Source organism: Thiomicrorhabdus immobilis, assembly GCF_021654855.1.
Classification (GTDB): domain Bacteria; phylum Pseudomonadota; class Gammaproteobacteria; order Thiomicrospirales; family Thiomicrospiraceae; genus Thiomicrorhabdus; species Thiomicrorhabdus immobilis.
The window spans coordinates 2379480-2403611 of record NZ_AP024202.1 but is presented as its reverse complement, the minus strand read 5'-3'; the positions used below and the strand labels follow the sequence as shown (position 1 = coordinate 2403611).

Genomic DNA, 24132 nt, shown 5'->3' with positions numbered 1-24132 from the left:
AATGAAGCTAACAAAATCGTTGGAGGACGACACTGTGCAACAGGCTCTAAATATGCAACTAGACAAACGTGTGGTGATAGACACCGAAGCGATGCAATGGCAAGGCAGTCCTGCGAAGGGTGTGTTACGTAAACCACTTGAGAAAGAGTTTGCGGAGCATGGCCGCACCACCAGTTTGGTGAAGTTTATGCCGGGAGCGCAATTTCCAGAACATTCCCACCCTCTGGGTGAAGAGATTCTGGTATTGGAGGGCGTGTTTTCCGATGAAAGGGGGGATTACCCTGCCGGCACTTATTTTAGAAACCCGCCAGGTTCCAAACACTCGCCTTTTTCTAAAGAGGGCTGCACCTTGTTTGTAAAGTTAGACCAGTTTGACCCATTGGATTTGGAACCGGTTGTCATCGATACCAATAGCCAGCCTATGCAGCCTGGCATAGGCAACTTGCAAGTGATGTCTTTGCATAGTTATGGCACAGAGGGTAGTGCATTGGTGTTTTGGCCAGCGGGCGAGAAGTTCCAACCGCATCGCCATTGGGGTGGAGAAGAGATTTTGGTGTTGAAAGGTGTGTTTAAGGATGAGCATGGTGTTTACCCCAAAGGCAGTTGGTTAAGAAGCCCGCACCACAGCGAACACTTTCCATTTGTGGATGAAGATACTTTAATCTACGTTAAAACCGGCCATCTTTAGGCTTGTTCTGCTAAGCGGCAAGATAGAGGATTTTCTATGCCTTTGGATAATTTGAGGTGTAATATGCGATACATGGATCATGCAAAACGGCTTGTTTTGACGGTATGTGTTCTAGGTTTGTCAGCATGCGATTCAGCTTCAGATACGCAATCCGAAGGCCAAACATTTTTAGACCATCAAAATAGAACCCCGCTTACGGCGAGTCAGCTTAAAGAAGACCAGAAGCAAATTGGTCTGGCTTTAGGTGCCTGTTTAAGAGAAAACGCCGCGAGTGTTGAGCATTTATCTGACGGCAAAGAGCTTGTCGCCAAGCGTTTACACCAAAAGTGTCTACCGCAGTTCATTGCTTTAAGACAATCCAAACTCGCTTATATTGATGTTCCTGATTTACTGTCACCACCGAAAAAAGTGCTTCAAGAAGAGCTGGATATGGCTTATCAGGTGATTGCTATGCGTAGGGAATATATCAAGAACTTGGTGCATAGGCGCTTACAGGAAAATCCCTATTTGTTTAACCCTCATCAACCCCCATCTCAACCGTTCAATCCTGATGGTAATCCTCCTCGCACTGAAAAAATGCAGCCGAACGCTCTGTCAACTCCATCGAAAAACGGTATTTAAATTCTCAATAATGCATCTTGTTAACGCCGTTCCAAACGAGGTGTTTCCTAGGCTATTTGGCTTTTTCCAAAGTATTTCAAGTACTACCATTGTTAATATAAGTGATTGATTGTATTTATGAAATCTATGGTTTATATGGTATCTATAGGTATTTTAAATTGGAAAAGGAGGTATTGCTTAAGTATAAATAGATTTAATTTCCTAGTATTTCACTAGGTTATTTAGTCGGTATCTAACCCAGGAGGTTACCATGTCACAATCTACATTTAATCAAACGACTCATGATCACTACACTGAAAGTGGTGAACATATTGTTTCTAGAGATGCGACTCTGGCAAGTATAGGAACTTGGCTCAAAAAAGGTTGGATTGATATAGCCAATGCCCCAGTGGAATCGGTTTTTTATGGCTTGGTTATGATGTTGTCGGTCATGCTTGTGTATTTTGCGTTCAGCAATGAGCCGATAATGATGTTTAAAATAACCACTTTTTTTGTGATTTTGTCGCCGTTCTTAGCAACGGGTCTTTATGCGGTTTCTTATCAGATGTCCAAAGGTCAAAGACCGGACTTGATTCGTTCCATGTATTCTTGGAAACGCAATCCCACCGAGTTTGCGCTGTTTGCCTTGGCTCTTGGGATAATCATCGCTATTTGGTCAAGAATTGTCCCGCTGATTGCGGCAGTAGTTAAATCCAATTCACTGTTGATTGTCGATCCGAGTGCCGGTGTGGCCAGCTTTTTGGGTTCTGAAGCGGGGCAAAGCTTTTTGCTGTTCTTTTTGATTAGCGCATCATTGGTTTCTGCCTTTGTTTTCAGTATTAGTGTGGTGACGATTCCGTTATTGCTTAGGGACACTAAAGTTGGCGTGATTTCTGCGATGATTTTGAGCTTTCAAGTGGTTATGGAAAACAAGAAAGTGATGGCCGTTTGGGCGATGACCATCGCGGCTTTAGTCGCGATTGGGATTGTTACTTTAGGCCTTGCCATGGTCATTGTCATGCCGTTGTTAGGTTACGCTAGCTGGCATGCTTTTAATGACTTAATTGAAGTGGATGATGGGGTTAAAGATTTGCCGCTTTAATGATGGGTGAACAATAAAAACCGGCTGAAGAAAAGTCGGTTTTTGTTCTGGAAGGGGCTGAATAGCCCCTTTTTTATGGGAGGTTTCTGTAGCCAGCTTTGGTTTGACGAGAGGCGATAAGCATTAGTAATGCTTGTTTTATAAGGGATTATCCAGGCCTGGTAGTTATTTTAGTCGCATCTTCTTCACACTGCCGATGACTGATTAATGTTGCTTGGAATACTTGCTTTGACATGCGATTGCGCTGGGTATTTTTTAGGGAACAGTTGCTGTTCAGCTTGTTTCCAAAATTTAAAAAAACCGTAGGGTATCTTGCCTTGGTAGACCAAAAACTGGGGTTGATTCAACCGATTGATGAATGACCATCGGCTGTAATCTAAGCGTTTATCTTCAGGGGTGATAATCTTAATCTTCGGGGTTTTTTGGTAGATAGACTTTAACACATGGTCGGTCTCGCCTTTGATCACCATTAAATTGCGTTTTTTAAAATCCTGTAAACACTGCCAAATGAAATATTGGCGTTTGATTGAAAACCCCATCTTTTGAAATTGCTCATCATCCCAAATAAACAAGGTGGCCACGCGGCCGTCAATTTGCTCATAAACAGGGTGGTTGGCGTTCAACTGGCTTGCGGTTAACCAAACTAAAGTATCAATGTTTTTTTTCATTTTGAAACTCCTTCACGTTCGGGAACAGCTGTTTCTTTAAAAGAGTGTAAGGTTTATCGATTTCCAGGTTTAACGACCGCTGGGTTTGGTATTGTTTGCTGGCAAATTGAGTGACATTGTCCAAATTGAAAATATAAGGTTTGTTGCTGCCCGTACTGGCAACCCATTGCCAAGAGTAGTTATTGGAGGCTAAGTTTCCATCAAGCAAATGGCTTAACATCCATTTGGCACCGGTTTGCCATTTGATTTTGCGCCAGTGCACGATATAAGAAGCTAAATACAGGCGAGCGTGATTATGCAGATAACCCGTTTGATAAAGCTCCGCAATAAACTGATTAATCACCGCGACCGGTGTTTTGGCATTTAGGATGTCTTTTGGCAGTTTGTCGGCATAATCGTCTGCTTTGAATCCGGTTTTGTAATCGCCAGCATCTTTCCAAATCAAAGAAGGGTCTTCTAGGTATTTTTGTTCAAAAAAAGCGCGCCAACTCAGTTGTTGTAAAAAATGATAAGCCTCTATCCGGGCGTGATTACTGTCGATGAATTTCAATACCTCATCGGCTTGAATTAAACCGTGTTCAATGTAAGGGGATAAGCCGCTGACCGCTCCATCCAAATGGTTGCGTGTTTTTTGGTAAGCAATCACATCAAGGGCTGCCAATTTTTCTTGCGCCTCTTTCATTCCGCCGTTGATAGGCGATGCAACAAAGGGGGTATCCAACAACACCCAGTCGGTAAAACGCTCGCGAGGATTTTTGCCTTCAAGCGTTACTGGAACGAATTTCCCGTCAAGTAAAGTCTCATAAAATAGCATGTTTTATTCCTGTAGCGTAATTTGATAAATGGCTTGATAAATAGCGAGATACGTATTGGTTAAATCGTCTATTTTCATAAATATTACACGTGCCATTGAAATATTGTATTATTAATGTATAGGTATTGTATACTTATTTTCTAAAATTGTTGTCAGAGTGACCAACGGGTAATCAGTGAGGTGGTAATCATGAAAGTTATGATTTTGGGTGGAACCGGGTTTGTGGGCCGTTACCTTGAAGCCGACTTACTTGAGCAAGGGTTCGATGTGAAGGTTTATGGTCGAGAAGCTTTTCAAGACGGCTTCGATTTAAGTAGCTGTCTTGAAAACCAAGATCTATTGATCATGTTGGCGGGCGAGAATATTGGTAGGCGTTGGAGCAAATCATACAAAACCGCACTATTGGAGAGTCGTACTATAACAAACCAAAAACTTAAGCAGAGTTTACAGGCCTGTCAAAACCCACCAAAACGTATTTTTTCCGCCTCTGCGATTGGGTTTTATCCCGAAAGCGACTGCCAGCACCCTGTGGATGAAACTTGTACAAAAGCCGGTAGCGGATTTTTAGGTGAGCTGAGCCAGCAATGGGAACAAGCTAGTTTGGCGTTGAGTCCCAAGCCGGTCATTATGCGTTTTGGTGTGGTGTTGGGTAAAAATGGAGGCGCTTTACAAAAAATGTTGCCACCATTCAGGTTTGGTTTAGGAGGTCCGGTGGCGGGTGGACAGCAATGTTTTAGCTGGATCCATATTGAGGATTTAGCCAGAGCGGTCAATTACCTGATTGATTATCCTGAATTTAGCGGGGTGTTTAATCTAACTTCACCTAATCCGGTAACAAATAGAGTATTTGGTCAATGTTTAGCGCAGACCCTAAATCGACCTTTTTGGTTGCCGTTGCCCGAGTTTCAATTGAAGTTGATGTTTGGAGAGGGGGCACAAGTCTTGACCCATTCCTCTGCGGTTTTACCTAGGGCGTTGCTTGAAAAGGGTTTTTATTTTTTATACCCCAAGATAGATGGTGCATTGCAGCAAATTTTACATGACTGAATATCTCCCTCTTTTAAGTGAGCGGGCTTGCAGTTAATCCCATAATCAATTTGTTTGATTGTTAATTATTTATGCGTACCACTAGAATACCGATTACTTTATTGAATCTGGTTTTGTATGTTTATTCGCATTTTCTGTTCGCTCTTTATATTGAGCATGTTTCCGTCTGTATTATTCGCCAAAAATATTTTTATTACAGTCCATCCCGTTATTGAAACCGATATCGAAGACCGTATTGAAACGGTAGGCAAGATTGAGTCTTTGCAGTCACCGGTGGTCGCGGCTGAGTTGACGGCCAGGGTGTTGGATATCAAAGTCAAAATCGGTGATTTCGTCACCAAAGATACCCTGTTGGCTCAACTGGATAGCGCAAGTTACGATTTGCAGTTAAAAGAGGCTCAGGCAGAAGTGCGTCGTTTGACTTCACTGGTTAAACTGCAAACCAATCAGGTCATCCGTTATCGGGCCTTGTTGAGAAAAAAAGGGGTGGATCGTTCTGCTTACGATAAGGTCGTTTCGGAAAACGATTCACTGCTCTCTCAGTTGGATTATGCGAAAGCTAAGGCCAGTGCAGCGGAACTTCGGGTAAAACAGACTCAAATTTATAGCCCGATTGAAGGTGTCATTGATGAACGTATGATTTTTATCGGTAGCTATGTGTCACCTGGAACGCCGCTCTTTAAAGTGGTGGAGGTCAATCAGTTACGAGTGCGCCTGCCTTTTTCTGAACGTCTCTCATCGCAAATCAAGATCGGTCAAACCGTTTATCTACATTCCGAGGCCAGTTCTGGAACCCCCATTAAGGCCAAAATAAATTATTTGAGACCACAGATTGAAGCCAATAGTTTGGCGATTGAAGTTTTCGCCAACTTTGAAAACAACTTGGGCTGGCTGCCTGGCGCCAGTGTCAAAGCGGATCTTATTTTACAGAAACACCCTAATTCCTTGATTGTTCCTGAGCAGGCGATTGTGCAGCGACCCATTGGGCAAGTGGTGTATGTGGTGCATTCACAGGCTAAATCAAACAAGGTCAAGATTGAAGAACGTTTGGTAGTTACCGGCTTGGTCTCTGACAAGGGCACACAGATTGTGTCGGGTCTAAAGGCGGGAGAAGTCATCGCATTGGATGGTGCGAGGTTTTTATCGGCGGGTGCTAAGGTGGAGATTCAGCGATGAATTTGGTTAAGCTTTCTCTGAACCGTCCGGTATTTGCCTGGATGATGAGTTTGTTGATTGTGGTTTTTGGCTGGATGAGTTTTGAGCGTATTGGTTTGGACCGTTATCCATCCGTTGAGTTTCCGATGGTTTCGGTCAGCACGGTCATGTTGGGGGCTAATCCAGAAATCATCGACTCCAGTATTACCCGAGTGATTGAATCCCAAGTCAATGCGATTCCTGGGGTTGAGCATATCCAGTCAAAATCCTCTCCCGGTATTTCGCAGGTGTATTTAACCTTCCGGTTAGAAAAAGATATTGATGTGGCTTTCAACGAGGTTCAAGCCAAAGTCAATCAGGTTCTAAATCAACTCCCCGACGATATTAAGACCCCGCAGGTGGCTAAAGTCGAGGCGGGTGGCGCACCAGTTATTTGGTTGACGCTGGAAGGCAATCGAACCTTGCAGCAATTGAACGCAATCGCGACGAATCAGATTAAACGCTATTTAGAGAATATCGACGGCGTGGGTCAGGTGGTTTTAGGGGGGGAACAAAAGCACACCATTCGTATCGATTTGGATATTGATCGTTTAAACGCCTATGGTTTGAGTGTGTTGGAGGTGATGTCCGCGATTGAACATGAACACTTTCAGCTTCCTGGAGGATTTTTGACGCATGGTGAGCAGGAGTATCTCATTAAACTGGATGCGGAATTCCATCAGATTGAAACCTTAAAAACCCTACCTATTGCCCAACGCGGCAATACCATCGTACAGCTCCAAGATGTTGCCAAGGTGGTTTCAGGCCTGGCGGATAAACGAAAGTTAGCCCGTTTTCAGGGGAGTCCAACAGTGGGCATCGGTCTGATTAAAGTCTCGGGAAGCAATACCGTCGATATCGTGAATGAGGCCAAGATCCGCTTGGAACGTGATATTTTACCCAACCTGGAACCGGGTGTTACCTTAAGGATTGCCAGTGATGATGCGAGTTTTATTCAGCTGATTTTAGAGTCGATGAAAGAGCATCTATGGTTGGGAACCCTGCTTACGGCGATAGTGATGTGGCTTTTCCTGAAGAATATCCGGGCGACGGCGATTATTTCACTTTCCATTCCTGTTTCCTTGTTGGGAGCGGTGGCGGTGATGTATTTTGCCGGCTTCACCTTCAATACCATGACCTTGTTGGCCTTGTTGCTGTTGATTGGGATTGTGGTGGACGATGCGATTGTTGTGTTGGAGAACATCCACCGAGTGGCGGAAACCGAAGGTATTTCAATGCGTGATGCGGCATTAAAGGGAACCCAGCAAGTTCAGTTCGCGGTGATTGCCGCCTCTTTAACCTTGGTGTCCATCTTTATGGCGGTTATCTTTATGGAGGGCATCATCGGCCGCTTCTTCAAGGAGTTTGGTGTTGTGGTCACCATTGGAATCTTGGTTTCATTATGGGTGTCTTTGACATTGATTCCAGTATTGAGCGCACGTTATCTTCGAGTTGATAAATCGGATTCAAAGCGTTTTGTTTGGTTGGATAACGCGTTTATCAGTATTGAACGAACTTACCAGGCCTGGCTATTTAAAGCGTTGGAGAATCGTAGAAAGACTTTGCAGTGGACCGCCGGCATTGTCGGGTTGTGTTTTTTATTGGCAACACAATTAGGTTCAAGTTTTATGCCCAAGCAAGACCAGGGGCAGTTTATCGTTAATTTCAAGGCACCTTTGGGTTCAAGTTTGGCGTATACCGAAAAGCGTCTAGAGGATTTGGAAACGGTCTTGCAGAACACGCCGGGGGTTGCGGCCGTATTTTCGAGTATTGGTACAGGGCAAACCAGCCAGGTCAATGAGGGGCGAATCGTGGTCCGTTTAGATGAATTTTCTGAGCGTGACATACATATGACCGAAATCATGCAAAGCCTATCACAGCAGTTAAATACATTGGCGGGGGTGAAATCGTTTGTTTCCCCATTGCCGATGATGAGTGGGCAACGTGGTGAGCCGTTCCGTTTTGTGATTCAAGGCCCCGATTTACAGCAGGTTTCGGTATTAAGTGAGACGTTATTGAAACGTTTACAAAAACACCCAGAACTGGGCGAATTGGATCTGGATTTGCAGATGGCTTTGCCACAAGTCAATTTTGAGGTGAATCGCCAGAAGGCTGCACTGTTGGGGTTGAGCTCGGAATCGGTTGCCCAGGCGATCAATGTGCTTGCCGGAGGTGTACAGCTTGCCAAGTATAGTGAAAGAAACCAAGTCGCGGATCGCTATGATGTGCAGCTTAAAGCCATCGACGGTCAACTCAATCAGGTAAAAGACCTTTCAAAAATATTCATTAAATCAAAAACCGGGCAGTTGGTTTCATTGGATACGGTTGCAACCATGGTCAAGCAGCCTGCCGCGGCGGTTGTGCCTCGTTATGACTTAGCTTATGCAAGTATGTTTTTTAGCGCTCCGACAGTGAGTTTAAGTAAAGCGATAAAAATCTTGAATTCAGAAACGGAAGGTCTGTTACCTGGCGGTTACCAGATCAAGATGACCGGGCAAGCCGAAGAGCTTAAAAAAACCTCACACTATATGTTGGTAGGTCTATTGTTGTCGCTGTTGTTGGTGTATATGGTTTTGGCCAGTCAGTTCAATGCGTTTGTACAACCGTTGATTATTATGCTGGCTCAACCTCTTGCCATCGCAGGAGGAATCTTGGCGCTGTGGCTAACCGGTTTGACGTTGAATATCTTCTCAATGATCGGTTTGGTGTTGTTGATGGGGCTGGTCGCCAAAAATGCGATTTTATTGGTGGATTTAACCAATCAATTTGTTGCCGAAGGTCAAGATGCGGTAACCGCGCTTAAGCAGGCCTGTCCAATCCGCTTACGTCCTGTGTTGATGACTTCATTGACCGTGATATTTACCATGTTGCCTGCGGCCATGGGTTTTGGTGCGGGGAGTGATGCGAATGCGCCACTGGCGGTTGCGGTCATTGGTGGCATGATCAGTTCAACGGTTTTAACCTTGATTGTTGTGCCTGTCGCCTATAGCTATTTGGCGGAATACAATGAGAAAATCCCGCTTGTTCAGCAAAAGGCTGAAACGCAAGCAAAGTTGTGGTGGGTCTTGGGGCGCGCTGAACTGAATCAGCAAGTTGAAAAGCATGAATATATTTACCGTCCGCTTTGGAAAAACCTGCAGCAGGCATTAATGGTTGCTTGGCATAAGTTAGAGTTCAAACGCCGTTTGTATATTTTTTGGTATGGCGATGAAAGTTATCGCAAGGCCTATTTGGATTCTATAGCGCGGAATAAACGGAATTGATATTACAAATGAAAAAGATAAACAGAAAGTGACCAGGCCTGGTCACTTTAAAATAAAGCAATTAACCGTAGAATTTACGCAACATTTTCTTTAGAAAAACCGTTCAGATAACGTTTTTTCTTACTCTCTTTGATTTTATCAAGCTCGAATACCACTAATGCACCAATTGCATTGCAGAAATCGGGAGCCACGTTGAAATCGATAAAACGTGTTCCCTTATCATCACTCAGTTCCACATACTGTTTAAACAGCATAGGCAGCTTTTCACCGCGGGCTTCTAATAAATCATTCAAACGTGCAAAACTTTCGGCGTAACTGCCGGTGAATTCACTGTTGGCAATCTGTTGTATCTCTTCAGAAACGACAAATGGACATTTAGCATTTGCCAGTTCACCTTCCATAGGAAACTGCGTGTTGTAATAACTCACAATCAGCTCTCGGGCATATTCGGAGTAGCTATTGCTCAAGCTGATTGAGCCCATTAGGTATTTGATTTGCGGGTTTTGGCTAAGATAGCTTCCCATTCCAAACCAAAGGTAGTCCAGTGCACGCGACCCCCAATACTTAGGTTGAACAAAACAACGCCCCAATTCGAGGGTGTGTTCCAAATAAGGTTTTATGCTGGGCTGCAGGGTGAACATGTGGTTCATGTATAAGCTGTCCTGACCATGTTTTTCAATGAGTTTCTGACACTCTCCCAAACGATAGCCGCCAGCGATTTCTAGGTGGGCGTCATCCCATAAAATAAGATGGCGATAATGCTGGTCATATTGATCTAGGTCCCAGCAAGTCCCGGTTCCTTCACCTACCGCTCTGAAGGTCAGTTCCCTTACCCGACCCAGTTCATGCATGAGTGCGGAATCGGCTTTGTAGTCGACAATATAGAGGTCCAGTCCTGTTGGTGTGGTTAGGAGGTGCTGTTGAGTTTTCAGTTCATTTCGAATGGATTGACGACAGGCAGGGTGCGAAATCGTATCTACGGTGGTGAAAGCCGGTTGATATTCCTTTTTACTTTTTAGTTTATAAACACATTGCTTGATTTTTTGGGCTAATTGGTTGAGTGGTAATTCGCTGTTTTCAATTGCCTGAATCGGGATAAGTTTTCCCGTTTTCAAACCGATGGTGTGATTGTTCTTATTAAACATTTCATTCACCAACAACATAGTACTCAATGGCTTGTAGAGCATGGAAAGTCCATAGAAAAAAGCGGAATTTCGTGCTTCGATGTGCAGCGGTAAAATCGGGCTATTGGTTTTTTTCGCCAGCTTCAAAAAGCCGGTTTTCCACTCGGAATCCTTAATGCCTTTGCGCCCTAAGCGGGAAACCTCTCCAGCGGGGAAGATAATCACCGCTTGATCTGCATTTAGCGCTTCCGTCATCGCCTTGAACTGGGTTTTATGAGAAGCGTTTGGTGACATGTTATTAATCGGAAAGAAACACGATCTTAACGGTTTGACTTGGTACAGCAGCTCATTGGCAACCACTTTGACGTCCTTGCGAATGCTACGCACCATATCAACTAAAGCCATGCCGTCTAGAGTGCCTATAGGATGGTTTGCGACAATAATGACCCGACCTTGGGATGGGATGTTTTTTCGAGATGTGGAGCAGATACGATAAGAGAAATTAAAATGTTCAAAAGCTTTATGAATGAAAGCGCTACCCTCCAAATGGGGGTGTTTGCGAATGAATTGATTAATCTCATCTTCATGTGAAAATCGTTTAATGATTTTTTTGGCCAATCTACCTTTGGTGGATTGATTCAGCTGTGGAAACTTTTTATCTAATGTTGCTTCAATATCTAACATTCATTTCCCTTAAGGTGCTCTTTTGCAATTCTTTAGCGTTGATGCATTGTGTCATCGAGATAGTTACTATAGTGAATATTACGAAGATATCTAATTGAAGTTATTAGCACGCCTATAAGCAAAAATTATTATTAAGTATAAAGGTAGTTTATTGATTGCTTGATTGCCTAGAGTGGGAAAAATAATAGGGAAGTCAACGAATGGTGAGATTAAGGATGTTACGACAGGCGCTAAAGTTAAGGTTTAAGGCGTGCTTTCAGGTAATGGCGATTCGTATGGTTTTGTATCGGTTATGGTTGTGTATGGTTGGTATGACACGAATAGGTTAGCCATAGTTCCAAATGAGTTTGATTCTGAGTTTGATTCTATGGCTACTTAACAATAGCTACTTAACAATGGCTTCTTGACAAGGGCTTTCAATAGCGTGGTTTTATATTTATCGACCGTAGTCATCATCCACTCGTACGATATCATCTTCACCGGTGTACTCACCCACTTGCACCTCTATCATGACCAAATCGATTTTGCCTTGATTTTCTAGGCGGTGCAGTTGCCCCATTTGAATGTAGGTGGATTCGTTCGGTCTAACAAAAAATACGTTTTGGTCAACCGTTACCGTTGCTGTTCCGGACACCACAATCCAATGTTCATTACGGTGGAAGTGTTTTTGCAGAGACAGCTTGCTACCGGGTTTAACCACGATACGTTTTACCTTGTATTGTTGGGAATCTTGCAATACCTCATAAGTCCCCCATGGTCTATGGGCAAGGCGGTGAATCTCAGTCAGTTCAGGGGTTTGTTTTTTGATTTGCGCCACCACCTCTTTGACTTTTTGTGAGCTACCTTTTTTAGAGATCAAAATCGCATCAGAAGTGTCTACCACCAATAGATCTTCCACATCCACTAAGGCAATTTGGCGTTCACGAGCCACAATCAGGTTGTTTTTAGAGTCGATACAAATCGGTTCTGGAGAATCCTCTAAACGCGGTAAAACCGCATTATCCTGGCCTGGTTGTTTGACTTCTTCAAATAACGCATCAAAACTTCCCAAGTCAGACCATCCCATGTCACAAGGCACAACTTTGACCTTGTTCGATTTTTCCATTACCGCATAATCAATGCTGTCTTCAGAAATGGCGTTCATCATCTCTAAATCAATGCGAATTTCAGTTTTGCAGCCTGTTTTGGGCATGGCATCTAAACAGGCCTGGTACATTTCTGGCGCATACTTTTGAAGTTCAGCTAAAAACACACCCGCTTTAAAACAGAACATGCCAGAATTCCAGTAGTAGTTACCCTGCTCAATATAAGATTGGGCAGTTAAAGCATCGGGTTTTTCCTTAAAGGATAAAACATCATTGCCGTCGGCTTCAATATAGCCAAAACCCACTTCCGGATAAGTCGGTTTGATGCCAAAGGTCACTAGGTTATTTTGTTCGGCTAAAGCCTTAGCCTGAATTACCGCGGTTTCATAGGCCGCTTGGTCTTTAACCAAATGGTCAGAGGTGGTGACTAACACCAAATCATCTGCATCTAATGCCATGCACGCCAACGCAATCGCAGGGGCGGTATTGCGGCCGACCGGTTCCAATAGGAACTGGGCGGAATCGGCGGTGATTTGGTTTAACTGGTCAACGGCTAAAAAATATTGTTCATTATTGGATACGACAAAGGTATGTGAACACACTGGCTGGTTTCTCAAAACGGTATCTTGAAACAACGAGTGATTATTAAACAAGCGCACAAATTGTTTAGGTAGCATAGTACGGCTTAAAGGCCAAAGACGTGTTCCTGAACCGCCGCATAGAATGATATTGATCATGGTTGCTCTCAATTTTGAAGTTGCCAAAGTGTGGTTTAAACGAGTGATGTTCAGTATTATGCCAAAGCTGAATCCATAATAAAAAATATTGTACGCTTTGAGGTAAAGTCAAATTGGCTTGGTGTGGTGATGTCACAAGGTTTCCATCACTTGATAGCCGGTCACTATGGCAAGCTACCGGGCAATTAGCAACGCCATCATCAAAAAGGGTGATTGAGTGTTTAAAAATTAGTATATATACTAGTCCTTTTTTGAGCGATTACTGTGTCAGATTTATTACGCTTGGTTTAATTTTCAGTGACTGTTCTAAGTTTAATGGCTAGTGGTTGGTGGATTTGATTTAGAATAACTTTCTAAGCGCCTTTTTTGAATCGTAAGATAATTGGCTTTATGATTGTTGTCTATGCCTGGTTTGAAAATAATTCAGCACGGATTTTTCGTTGAAATAACACAACTTTTGAGGTTTTCTTGGATTCTTTATTTAGAAATAAAGTAGTAAATGCTCTTTCCCTTCTATTGTTATTATCCATCTCATGGATGTTGGCAAAGTTGTTTTGGACTATGCTGGAAACTCCTAAACAGGAGTTGATTATGCCTGTCATACAATCACAACCCACCTCTGCTTCGGTTTCTGGCGTTGCCTCGCCCATTTATCTGTTTGGCCGCGCACCAATAGCTTCAGATCAACCTTTATTGAACACTGAGAATGTTCAAAAGACTCGGCTTAATCTGAAGCTCTTGGGGGTGTTGGTCGCTCCGAATAATAGCATCGCCATTATTGAAAAAGGTTCGCAAAATTTCAGTTTCAGTTTAGAAGAAACTATTCAAGATGGAGTGGTGCTGAAAGAGGTGCATTCGGACTATGTTGTCATCAGTCATAATGGCTTGTTAGAGACTTTGCAGATGGTTGAGGGTGACGTGGTTTTTAGTCAAGGTGAAGAGGTGTCTGTTGACTTGACTGAAAAGCAGTTGCAAACACTCAAAACGGTGAAAGAGAATGCCATAAAAAACCCTATCTCCATAATGCGTTATGTGCGTTTCCAGATGGTTCAAAAGGATGGCAAGGTCACGGCGGTTAAGGTTTGGCCGCAGGCCGAGAGGGAGATTTTCGCCTCCTTAGGTTTTGAACCTGGTGACGAACTTAAGATGGTGAGTGGTTACGCTATCGAGGAGTTGGTCAAGTCGCCAACTTTATGGCAAGAGCTGCTCCAAAAAACAGATTTAGATTTAACAATTGAACGTAATGGCCAAGAACAGAGTGTTTTGGTGCAACTGGATTAGATGGATAAAAAGATGAATATGAAATTATTAGCTTACGATATGGATAAAAGAGCGATGCGAGATAGCCGTGGTTTCTTGAAATTTCTATTTAGTTCCTTTGGTGTGGTTGCGTTAAGTTTTGCGCTGTTGGCCACCAATGCTCAGCCAGTTCAAGCGGAAGGTACCTTAAAACAGAATTTTAAACAGGCGGATATCAAGACCGTGATTGAAGCCGTGGCTAAGATTACCGGCAAAAACTTCATTATCGATCCGCGAGTCAAAGGCAATGTGACGTTTATCGCTCCAGAAGGCATGGAACCAGACGAGCTTTATGATTCACTGTTAGCCATCTTGAATGTTTACGGTTATGTCGCTGTGCCAACCGATGGCGTGATTAAGGTGGTACCTGCGAACATCGCCCGTGACCAAATCCCTTACCGTACCTGGAATGAATATGACGAGGATTGGGTGACCGAAGTCATCACGATTCGTAATGTCGAAGCGAGTAAGTTAGTCGCCGTTCTACGTCCGTTAGTGGCAAAAGAGGGGCATTTGGTCGCGCTGACCGAAAGCAATAAACTGATTGTGTCGGATACGGTTTCCAATATCAAACGTCTGAAAAGTATTTTGAAACGGGTTGATGTTGATGTGAAAGGGGCCTATGAAGTCATTCCAATCAAGTATACCTCAGCGGTCGATTTGGCCAAGACTTTGAAGAGTGTGGTGCCAAAAGGCCAAGGTGGTGTGGATGTCACCATCGGTTTTGATGCGCGTTCAAACCGCGTTATTTTAAGCGGTGATGAAATCAAGCGCATGATGTTGAGAGCCTTGATTGCCGATTTGGATGTCAAGGTCGATGCCGAAGGCGGTGTGCAGGTCATTTATTTGCGATATGCGAAAGCGGCGGATATTGCGCCGGTTTTACAGAAAATCGCCGGTAATCAGGCGCTTCAGGTACAGTCTGAGGAGTCGAGTGCTACGCCACCTCCAGCTACACCGGTTGAAGGTTTGCCAGCACAAGTGACAGGATTGAACACGTCTATTCTAAATAAAAACGAGTTGCAGGAAAAAATCAGCATCGAAGCCGATGAACGTATGAATGCCATTATCATCAGTGCGCCGACCACCGTGGTAAATGGCCTAAAAAGCGTAATCAAACAGTTGGATATTCGTCGTGCTCAAGTGTTAATTGAAGCGATTTTTGTGGAAATCGCCGCCGATAAAGCCGCCGAACTGGGTGTTGAATGGGGGATTAGTGGCTCAAGTGGAGCAGGCCTGGTGAATTTCTCTGGCGCGATTCCGGCATTGATTGGTAATTCAGGGGATTTATTGGCGCAATCACAAGTGATTGGTCGAGGCATTACCTTAGGTGGTGGAGAGGTCAATCCTGACAACACTGGTTGGGGGGCGTTGATTCGTGCCTTGAATACCAATTCGGCATCGAATATTTTGGCAACCCCATCCATCTTAACGTTAGATAACGAAGAAGCTGAGATTTTGGTGGGTAGAGAGGTGCCTTTCCAAACTGGTTCTTATGCCAGCACCAGCACCACGGTAACCAACCCGTTCACCACGATTGAGCGTAAAAACGTGGGTCTGAAACTTAAAGTCAAACCGCAGATTAATGAGGGTAACGAGGTCTATCTAGAAATCGATCAAGAGGTTTCTGATGTCATTGATAAGGGTGAGGCGGTTGATATTCAGACCTCTAAACGCCAAATCAAAACACGTGTGATTGTGGGTGATGGCAATATGGTGGTGTTAGGTGGCTTGATTAACGAGAAAGAGACCCGTTCTAAATCTAAAGTACCAGGCTTGGGTGATTTGCCGGTATTGGGTAATTTGTTCAGTTCATCGCAAGACCAGCGCGAAAAAGTGAATTTGATGGTGTTTTTACGCCCGGTGATTATTCGTAATAATGAGATGAGTGATTACTATAGTCAGAAAAAATATAACTACGTCTATCAAGAGCAAGACGCTATGTTGCGTAAAGATGATGCAAACCTATTGGAAGGTTTACGTCCACGATTACCTACTTTGGAACAGTGGAAAAAAAGTGAGCCGGCCCAACCATTCGATGAGTCTGAAAAGGCTAAAGCTGCCGCGCAAAGTAAACCTGCTACCAAGGATAAGCCAAAAGACAAATTGATTTACGAAACCTCGACTGAAGAGCTGTTAGGGTTTTAGGGAATTACCATTATGAATGTCTCGCTTTCGTTTAGCTTTGCCAATAAGAATAAGGTGTTATTGAATAACACTGAACAGGGGTTGCTACTGCAGTTTACCGATGAAACCCCTGCGAGTGCCTTATTGGAATTACAGCGCCAGTTTGTCAATTGTGATGTTGAGCTGAAAAAGATTGATAAGACCGCGTTTGATATGGCAATTCAGTCCAACTATTCGACCCACGGTAAAGAGTCGATGGAAGCCATTGGTGCTATTGAAACCGAAGATTTAGCTTCGGTTTTTGCGCAAGTGGGTGAGCCGGAAGATTTATTGGATAGCGAAGATGAGGCGCCGATTATCAAATTGCTGAATGCGATTTTAAGCGAAGCCATTCGTTCACGCGCCTCCGATATTCATATTGAGCCGTTTGAAAATCAACTACGCATCCGTTTCCGCATTGATGGCTTATTGAAAACCGTTTTGACTCCTAAAATTGCTTTGGCGAATATGCTGGTGTCCCGTATCAAGGTTATGGCGCGTTTGGATATCGCTGAAAAACGTCTGCCGCAAGATGGACGCATCTCTTTGAAATTGGGTGGGCGAGCGGTTGATTTGAGGGTTTCGACGATTCCTTCCAGTTACGGTGAGCGAGTGGTGCTGCGTCTATTGGATAAGAGTGCCGGGCGATTAAACCTTAAAGAACTCAAACTCTCTGATGAAGTTGAAAAAGGCATCCAAAAAGCCTTGTCCAAATCACATGGGATTTTCTTGGTCACTGGGCCAACCGGTTCGGGTAAAACCACCACTTTATATGCTGGGTTAACCCAGTTAAATGATGCGCAACGCAATATCATGACGGTTGAAGACCCGATTGAATACAACATCGACGGTATCAACCAGACCCAGGTGAACAGTAAAGCGGATATGACCTTTGCCAAAGGCTTGCGTGCGATTTTACGTCAAGACCCTGATGTGGTGATGGTGGGGGAGATTCGTGATGCAGAAACCGCCAATATTGCCGTTCAGGCCTCTTTAACAGGACATTTGGTGCTTTCAACCTTGCACACTAACTCGGCGGTAGGTGCCATTACCCGATTGCGTGACATGGGGGTCGAACCTTTCTTGTTGTCATCGAGTATTGTGGGTGTCTTAGCCCAGCGTCTGGTGCGTGAGTTATGTGACTGTAAAACACCGCATCAGGCCGACAAGGTTGAGTGTGAAGTGTTGGGGGTTGAGCAAGCGACCATCTATCGTCCGAATGGCTGTGAAAAGTGTCAATACACCGGTTACAAAGGCCGAATGGGTTTGTATGAACTGTTTTTGATGGATGATGAGTTGCGTTCCATGATTTATTCAAATATTCCCGAAGGGGAGATTGAGGCGGTGGTGCGTAAGCAATCCCATTCTTTAAGAGAGAATGGTTATCAGGCGGTATTGAAAGGACAGACCAATTTAGCTGAAGTTCAGCGAGTGACTCAGAGTTAAATGATGAACTTGTCTGAGGAGAGATCTTATGCCGGCCTTTGAATACAAAGCGTTGAGTGCATCCGGCAAACAAAAGAAAGGTTTGTTGGAAGGCGATTCTGAAAAACAGATAAGACAGCTTTTGCGTGACCAAGGACTGGTACCCACTTCTATCGAGCCGATTAATAAAGCGGCTCAGCATCATCTTGGCGGAAACAACGCACTGTTTATCCCGCAAATAAAAACAGCCGAACTGTCTCTGTTTACCCGTGAACTTTATACCTTGCTGGATGCAGGAACACCTTTAAACGAAGCGCTGAAAGCGATGTCGCAACAGGCGGAAAGCAAGCAGATGACTCGTTTTGTGGCAACCTTGCATACCAAAGTGGCTGAAGGACATGGCTTGGCAAGTGCCATGAATCAAGCGCCTTATCGTGTTCCTACCGATGTCATCGCCACCATCCAGGCTGGTGAGGAGAGCGGTTATCTCGACAAGGTGTTGTCACGTTTGGCCGAATCGATTGAACAACGTGACCAGTTGAATAAAAAGATGAAAACGGCGTTGATTTACCCGGTGCTGATGGTGGTCGTGGCGGTTGTTATCGTGTTCTTTTTAATGATTTACGTGGTGCCGAAAGTGGTGAAGGTCTTTGACAATATGCAGCAAGACTTGCCTCCTTTAACCCAAGGCTTATTGAGTTTTAGTGACTTCATCCAACATCAATGGGGTTGGTTGTTGGCGTTGATTTTAGCTGTTTGGGGGGCTTTTATTTGGTTGTTACGTCAGCCAAAAGGTCGTTATAAAGTGCATGCCCTGTTATTGAAGACACCGGGATTGAAACGGTTTTTGATTTATTCATCCTCGGCACGCTGGGCTCGTACTTTGGGGGTCTTGATTTCCAGCGGTGTCGCCATTCAAGATGCCCTTAAGATCTCTGCTGAAGTGGTCACTTTAGAACCGTTGAAGAAAGCGGTGCTGAAGATGGTGGAAGATGTGCGTGAAGGGGAAGCGGTTGGTCAGGCAATGATTAAGGCAGGGTTTTTCCCGCCTTTGCTGTTAAACCTGGTGAGAACAGGTGAAGGTAAAGGTCAGCTTGATTCGATGCTGCTTAAAGGTGCGAAACATTACGAGTTTTCGGTAGAAACCGCCGCGAATACTTTGGTAAGTGTATTGGAACCGATTTTAATCATTATCATGGGTGCGGTGGTCTTAACCGTGGTGTTGGCGATTATGATGCCGATTTTTGAAATGAATCAAATGGTCGGGCAGTAGAGTCGTTCGGCTCTCTGGCAGACTGAAAAAAAAGAATTATTACAATCAATAAAAGGTAAGCAAGAATGAAAACCTTAATGCAGCAACAAAAAATAAAACGCCAAAAAGGCTTCACCTTAATTGAGTTGATGGTGGTTGTGGTGATTTTGGCGGTATTGGCAGGCCTGGTCGTCCCTAATTTGATGGACCGCCCGGATGAGGCTCGTATCGTTAAAGCCAAACAGGATATTTCCGCCATTTCTTCGGCTTTGAAGCTCTATAAATTAGACAACTTTAATTATCCGACCACCGACCAAGGGTTAGAGGCGTTGGTCAATCAACCAAGTGAGGAGCCGGTACCTAAAAATTGGAAGAACTTATTGGATAACGTACCGGTTGATCCTTGGGGGAATCCATATTTGTATCTGTCGCCGGGAGAGCATGGAGATTTTGACCTATTCACCTATGGTGCTGATGGCATCGATGGCGGCGAAGGCATTAATGCCACGATTGGTCAGTGGAATATAAAATAAGTAGTTTGATGCAAAGCATTTGGGTCATTTAATGCCAATAACCGACACGCGAAACGTTCTCTCAGCCAAGGGTAAAAAGCAACAAGGCTTCACCTTGATTGAATTGATGGTCGTGGTGGTGATTATGAGTGTTGTGGTCTCGGTTGGGATTTTGTCATTAGGACGTTTTAGCCAAGACTTGCTTGATAATCAACAGGCTAAAATCGAAAGCTATATTAAACAGGTTTCTGACCAAGCGGTGTTTGGACAACAGATGTATCTAATTGTTCCAGATGCACAAGGGTTGACGACCTATCGCTTCAATAGCCGTGAGTGGTTGGAAGACGAACAGTTGGCCATATTTCCATGGCATGACGGTTTTATGGTCAGCTGGGAGCTGGATGAAACATTTGTCCAGCAACAGCAATTGCCCAGGCCTGGTTGGGTGTTTTGGCCAAGTGGTGAAGCGATTGCCGGCAAGATTCATTTAAAAATTTTAGGTACCGATTCGTCAGACTCAACCGCTAAAACAGAAATGACCTTAAGTTGGGATGAAACCTTGGTTTTCGCTAAGCAGTAAGCTCAATTTAAACCGAAACCAACCAACTACTGAATGTGTACGTTAGTTTAAAAAGATAATGAATTTATGAACCAGCCAGCAATGAAACCCTCTGTTGCAACCATAAAAACCCGAACCTTACACGGCTTTACGCTCATTGAGGTGATGGTGGCGTTGGCAATCATTGCGATTGCTTTGGCGGCGGTCAGTCGGAGTTTGGGGATTACGGTATCCAATCAATCGCATCTTGAGTCACGTGTGGTGGCGACTTGGTTGGCTGAAAATGCCATTGTGGAGCAACAACTATTCGGTAAAACGCAATCTGAAAATAAGCGTTCCGAAAGCATGTTGAACCGTGATTGGAGTGTTGAGTTTGCCACCGAGCCGACCTTTATTCCTGAAATCTATAAATTATCGGTTAAGGTTTCTGAAAAAGGTTCAGATGCGGTGGTCGCCAATTTGTTTAGTGTCGTTGGTCCTGAATGAATTCGCAATCTCGTTATGTCAGTCAGGCTATGAGATCCTCCGAGATGAAATTGCAGCAAGGTTTTACCCTGATTGAGCTGTTGGTGGCGTTGGGGGTTTCTGCGGTGATTGCCGTTTTGGCTTATCAATCGATTGATAGCATGGTGAATGTCAAAACCACGGTTGAACAGCACAGCAAGCAGAATGAGAATTTACAGCGTGCGATTTGGTGGATGGAGCAAGACTTCATTCAAATTGTCCCCCGTGCGATTCAAGATGAATTGGGTTCGAGGCAAGCGGCATTTAAATATCGTGAAGATATTGGGATTGAGTTTACACGCATCGCACAGTTTCCAACACCTAATGCAAGTGGTGGTTTATTACGTGTTGGCTATCAGTTGCAAGACGGTATCCTATATCGTTTAACGTGGCCCGTTTTGGATAGGGCGCAGGATACAAAGCCGAAAAAGGTCGAATTGCTGACGGATATTGAGGGTTTTGATATCGAGTTGTTGACCTCAAGCAATGAGTGGGTCAAGGATTGGCCCAGAGCAAACCTGGGTTTAACCGATTTACCTAGAGCGAGCCGGGTAACCATAAAACATAAAACGTTAGGCACGATAACGCGTTTATTTATGGGAATCGATTAGATGCTGGATAGCACGACTAAACAGATGATTGGCAAATGGTTGCTGGGTTTGCTAAATCCTCAATCGAAAAAGGCTGGTGTGTCGGGCAAACTTCCGGTGAACTCACAGAAAGGTTTTGCCTTGTTAACGGTGTTATTGGTGGTGGCGCTGGTGAGCATGGTATCGAGTCAGTTGCTGTATGACCAGCAGGTACATATTCAGCGCAGTAGTTACATGATTCATCAGGCGCATTCGGTTTCGGTCGCATTCGGTTTTGAAGACTGGGTTAAAAAAGGCTTAAAAGCGGATTTAAAGAATAATAAAACCGATGACCTTACCGAACAGTGGGCGCAACCACTGATTCCGGTGGCGTTTGCAGAAGGGATAGTCAGCGGTAAATTGACCGATTTGCAAGCCAAGTTGAATCTAAACAATGTGTTGGTGGGTAATGAAACCCAGCGCGGATTTTGGAAAAAAATGATTGAGCGTTATTTGGAGCAAAGCTTACCCGAGCAATCGATGGTTGGTTTTGCCGACGTGGTGCAGGATTGGGTGGATGCCGATGATGAACGCTTGGCTATGGGGGCGGAAAGCGATAGTTATCTGCTTAATCAACCAGCCTACCGTACGGCTAACCAGCCGATGGTGATGGTTTCGGAGCTGAAGAATTTGCAAGGCATGCAGGCTTTAACTGCCCAGCAGTTTGACAAGATTGGACGTTATTTTGCGGCGTTGCCAACGGTAACGGCGATTAATGTAAATACTGCTGATGTACCGGTCTTGATGGCTCTGACTGATTGGTTAACAGAGGATATCGCCAAGCAGTGGTTACAGGTCAGAAAACAGGAACCTGCGGAAGAGATTAGTCGTTTTTACAGTTTCTTAGAAGAGCAAACGGGATTCAGTGCGGAAGAGATTGTCAAAGACTTGCCTACCGATGTGATTGCCGTAAAAACCGATTATTTTTTATTACAAGCCCAAGTGGATTATGGAGAGGTGAAGCAGGTGGTTTCCTCTATCTTTAATCGTAAAAGTGAGAATGAAGTGACGTTAGTACAAAGGTGGTTAAGTGTTGCTTAGTAAAATTAATCAACAACCAGAAACGGTCGATAAAAATTCATTGGTAGCCCGTATTGGCTTGGATGGTGAGTTGCAGATCAGTCGGCTAGATGGCTCTTTGCTGAATAGCGAAGAGACTATCGCAAAGTTGAAGTCTGGAAGGCGTTTGACTCGTGAGATTGCGATTGTTTGGTTGCCGACTGAAAAAGTGGTGATGACCGATGTTATGGTTCCGGGAAAGCGTAAATCTTTATGGATGGCGGCTTTACCTTATGCCCTGGAAGAAGGTTTGAGTGAAGCGGTGGAGCATTATCATTTTGTGGCTTATGACCGTACACCGGAAGGTTTGGTTTCAGTGGCGATTGCCACTCATGATGATATGAAAAACTGGAAACGTATCGTTGAGTCTTACGGTTTGGGACATGTGCAATTGGTTCCGGATTGTTTCAGGATTCCTGCACAAAACGGCTCTCAGAAAGGCGGCTCTTGGGGTGTGGTTGAACAAGATGCCCGTTGTTTGGTGAGAACGGATCAATTTCATGGTTTTGCTTGTAAAACACCTTGGTATGACGCTCTTAAAACGCAAATGCTGAATGCGTTGGAGACGGATAAGGAGAATCATGAGGGTATTGCTACAGCCAAAATCGTTGAAACCGAGGTTAGCCCAAACAGCTTGTTGAGTAGCCATTTACAGAATTTGTCAAAGGTAGCAACGTTAAGTTTAAGTCAATTGGCCTATAAGGCGAATGCAGCCAGTAAAGGCAGTTGGTATGCTTGGCGTTGGGTCGCCGTGTTGACTTTGGTGGTTATGTCGCTGCATTTGGCGACAACACTCTTGCAAACCCAAAAGTTGCGACAACAAACCGACTATACCCAACAGAAAACGACCGAGTTATTTAAGAGATTGTTTCCTGAGAGCAAACGTATTGTAAACATTAAATCTCAAACCTTGACGTATTTAAAACAGCAGACCGCTGATGATAACAACACGGCAAAGTTGGTGAGTGTTTTACAACGGGTTGAACCTTGGTTTAACCAAGTGAAAACGGTTAAGGTTGAGCAAATGCAGTGGCAGCAAAGTGCAAAATCAAAACGTTTATCGTTTACGGTTTCAGCGCCGAGTTCTGCCGATTTACAAAAGATTGTGACGTTATCGCAGCAAACCACGCAAACGGCAAACAACAATCCATCAGGCCTGGAGACTTCTCAAGTTACATTGAGTTTAACATTGAAAAATGTCAGTGCGGATATTGTTGAAGGAGTGATTTATGTGGATGCAAATTAACCAGGCCTGGTCTGCTTTAGATAGCCGTGAGCAAAAATTATTAAAAGCGCTCGGCGTGTTTTTGGTTGTGGTGATTTTGTACATGCTGATTTGGTCACCGATTGTGTCGAATAAACAGATTGCCCAGCAACAGTTACAGAGTGCCCAGCAAGAATGGCAATGGTTGAACAATCAAATTCCGGCGATTCAAAAGTTGCCAGCTAATGCGCTGAATGCCAATCTAAAAATTACCAGTCAAACCCAGCTGATGACGCAGTTGCAGAGTAGCCTTAAACAGCAAAATCTATTTAAGGATATCAAAACCCTGCAGAGCATCGAAAATGGCGGAAAAGTGGCTTTTGATAAGGTGGATGCCGCAAGGCTGTTTAAATGGTTGAGTTTACTTGAGCAAAAGGGTGTGGCGACTAATCGATTACAAGCCTCTTGGCTTGAACCAGGGTTTGTGAAAGCTGAAATGCAATTTACCCTTAATTAG

Annotated in this window: 21 protein-coding genes; 17 read left to right on the top strand and 4 right to left on the bottom strand. The window is 44.1% G+C overall.

Annotated features, from left to right (window positions below; translation table 11 throughout):
- Nucleotide 1 precedes the first annotated feature (1 nt).
- The 3 genes from L6421_RS10810 (at nt 2) to L6421_RS10800 (ending at nt 2390) form a co-directional block, all read left to right on the top strand.
- Entirely contained in the window at nt 2–688 is a 687-nt protein-coding gene (locus L6421_RS10810; protein ID WP_237261806.1) for a cupin domain-containing protein, read from the top strand.
- A 63-nt stretch (nt 689–751) separates the two neighbouring features.
- Nucleotides 752–1309, top strand: coding sequence for a hypothetical protein (locus tag L6421_RS10805; RefSeq protein WP_237261805.1), 558 nt, complete (start codon nt 752–754; stop codon nt 1307–1309).
- A gap of 250 nt (nt 1310–1559) precedes the next feature.
- Nucleotides 1560–2390, top strand: coding sequence for a DUF2189 domain-containing protein (locus L6421_RS10800; RefSeq protein WP_237261804.1), 831 nt, complete (start codon nt 1560–1562; stop codon nt 2388–2390).
- Nucleotides 2391–2575: 185 nt separating this feature from the next.
- On the opposite strand, the gene L6421_RS10795 is transcribed toward L6421_RS10800, so the two are convergent.
- Together L6421_RS10795 and L6421_RS10790 are read right to left on the bottom strand one after the other, a co-directional pair.
- The gene (locus tag L6421_RS10795; protein ID WP_237261803.1) at nt 2576–3058 is read right to left on the bottom strand and encodes a hypothetical protein; all 483 of its coding nucleotides are present in this window, start codon (nt 3056–3058) and stop codon (nt 2576–2578) included.
- The gene (locus L6421_RS10790) at nt 3042–3872 is read right to left on the bottom strand and encodes an FAD-binding domain-containing protein (protein ID WP_237261802.1); all 831 of its coding nucleotides are present in this window, start codon (nt 3870–3872) and stop codon (nt 3042–3044) included. The genes L6421_RS10795 and L6421_RS10790 overlap by 17 nt, the downstream gene beginning before the upstream one ends.
- 189 nt (nt 3873–4061) lie before the next feature.
- On the opposite strand from L6421_RS10790, the gene L6421_RS10785 reads away from it, so the two are divergent.
- The 3 genes from L6421_RS10785 to L6421_RS10775 all read left to right on the top strand — a co-directional run bounded on the left by L6421_RS10785 (nt 4062) and on the right by L6421_RS10775 (nt 9376).
- Nucleotides 4062–4919: a TIGR01777 family oxidoreductase gene (locus L6421_RS10785; RefSeq protein WP_237261801.1), complete on the top strand. Its 858-nt coding sequence runs from the start codon at nt 4062–4064 to the stop codon at nt 4917–4919.
- A 117-nt stretch (nt 4920–5036) separates the two neighbouring features.
- A complete protein-coding gene (locus tag L6421_RS10780) occupies nt 5037–6095 on the top strand; it encodes an efflux RND transporter periplasmic adaptor subunit (RefSeq protein WP_237261800.1) in 1059 nt (352 codons plus the stop codon).
- A complete protein-coding gene (locus L6421_RS10775) occupies nt 6092–9376 on the top strand; it encodes an efflux RND transporter permease subunit (RefSeq protein WP_237261799.1) in 3285 nt (1094 codons plus the stop codon). The genes L6421_RS10780 and L6421_RS10775 overlap by 4 nt, the downstream gene beginning before the upstream one ends.
- A gap of 74 nt (nt 9377–9450) precedes the next feature.
- Here the strand turns inward: L6421_RS10775 and olsF are convergent, their stop codons facing one another.
- Together olsF and L6421_RS10765 are read right to left on the bottom strand one after the other, a co-directional pair.
- Nucleotides 9451–11184, bottom strand: a complete 1734-nt coding sequence (olsF, locus tag L6421_RS10770; protein WP_237261798.1) for a bifunctional ornithine lipid synthase OlsF — start codon at nt 11182–11184, stop codon at nt 9451–9453.
- 436 nt (nt 11185–11620) lie between these two features.
- Nucleotides 11621–13006 carry a mannose-1-phosphate guanylyltransferase/mannose-6-phosphate isomerase gene (locus tag L6421_RS10765; RefSeq protein ID WP_237261797.1) on the bottom strand — a complete coding sequence of 462 codons (1386 nt, stop codon included), beginning with the start codon at nt 13004–13006 and terminating at the stop codon, nt 11621–11623.
- A gap of 468 nt (nt 13007–13474) precedes the next feature.
- On the opposite strand from L6421_RS10765, the gene gspC reads away from it, so the two are divergent.
- From gspC to L6421_RS10710, 11 genes are all read left to right on the top strand, one after another.
- A complete protein-coding gene (gene gspC, locus L6421_RS10760; protein ID WP_255695486.1) occupies nt 13475–14287 on the top strand; it encodes a type II secretion system protein GspC in 813 nt (270 codons plus the stop codon).
- Between the two features lie 12 nt (nt 14288–14299).
- Complete coding sequence (gspD, locus tag L6421_RS10755; protein WP_237261795.1) at nt 14300–16453, top strand: type II secretion system secretin GspD; 2154 nt, start codon at nt 14300–14302, stop codon at nt 16451–16453.
- Between the two features lie 12 nt (nt 16454–16465).
- Entirely contained in the window at nt 16466–17917 is a 1452-nt protein-coding gene (gspE, locus tag L6421_RS10750) for a type II secretion system ATPase GspE (protein ID WP_237261794.1), read from the top strand.
- A 28-nt stretch (nt 17918–17945) separates the two neighbouring features.
- Nucleotides 17946–19169, top strand: a complete 1224-nt coding sequence (gspF, locus tag L6421_RS10745; protein WP_237261793.1) for a type II secretion system inner membrane protein GspF — start codon at nt 17946–17948, stop codon at nt 19167–19169.
- 65 nt (nt 19170–19234) lie between these two features.
- Nucleotides 19235–19681: a type II secretion system major pseudopilin GspG gene (gene gspG, locus L6421_RS10740; RefSeq protein WP_237261792.1), complete on the top strand. Its 447-nt coding sequence runs from the start codon at nt 19235–19237 to the stop codon at nt 19679–19681.
- A 31-nt stretch (nt 19682–19712) separates the two neighbouring features.
- On the top strand, nt 19713–20240 hold the full coding sequence (locus L6421_RS10735) for a prepilin-type N-terminal cleavage/methylation domain-containing protein (RefSeq protein ID WP_237261791.1): 528 nt from the start codon (nt 19713–19715) through the stop codon (nt 20238–20240).
- A 66-nt stretch (nt 20241–20306) separates the two neighbouring features.
- Entirely contained in the window at nt 20307–20705 is a 399-nt protein-coding gene (gene gspI, locus L6421_RS10730; protein WP_237261790.1) for a type II secretion system minor pseudopilin GspI, read from the top strand.
- A complete protein-coding gene (gene gspJ, locus L6421_RS10725) occupies nt 20702–21334 on the top strand; it encodes a type II secretion system minor pseudopilin GspJ (protein WP_237261789.1) in 633 nt (210 codons plus the stop codon). Before gspI ends, gspJ begins: the two co-directional genes overlap by 4 nt.
- Nucleotides 21335–22393, top strand: coding sequence for a type II secretion system minor pseudopilin GspK (gene gspK, locus L6421_RS10720; RefSeq protein ID WP_237261788.1), 1059 nt, complete (start codon nt 21335–21337; stop codon nt 22391–22393).
- A complete protein-coding gene (gene gspL / locus L6421_RS10715) occupies nt 22383–23657 on the top strand; it encodes a type II secretion system protein GspL (RefSeq protein ID WP_237261787.1) in 1275 nt (424 codons plus the stop codon). Before gspK ends, gspL begins: the two co-directional genes overlap by 11 nt.
- Nucleotides 23641–24132 (top strand): type II secretion system protein M, encoded by a 492-nt coding sequence (locus L6421_RS10710; RefSeq protein WP_237261786.1) that lies wholly within the window; start codon nt 23641–23643, stop codon nt 24130–24132. The genes gspL and L6421_RS10710 overlap by 17 nt, the downstream gene beginning before the upstream one ends.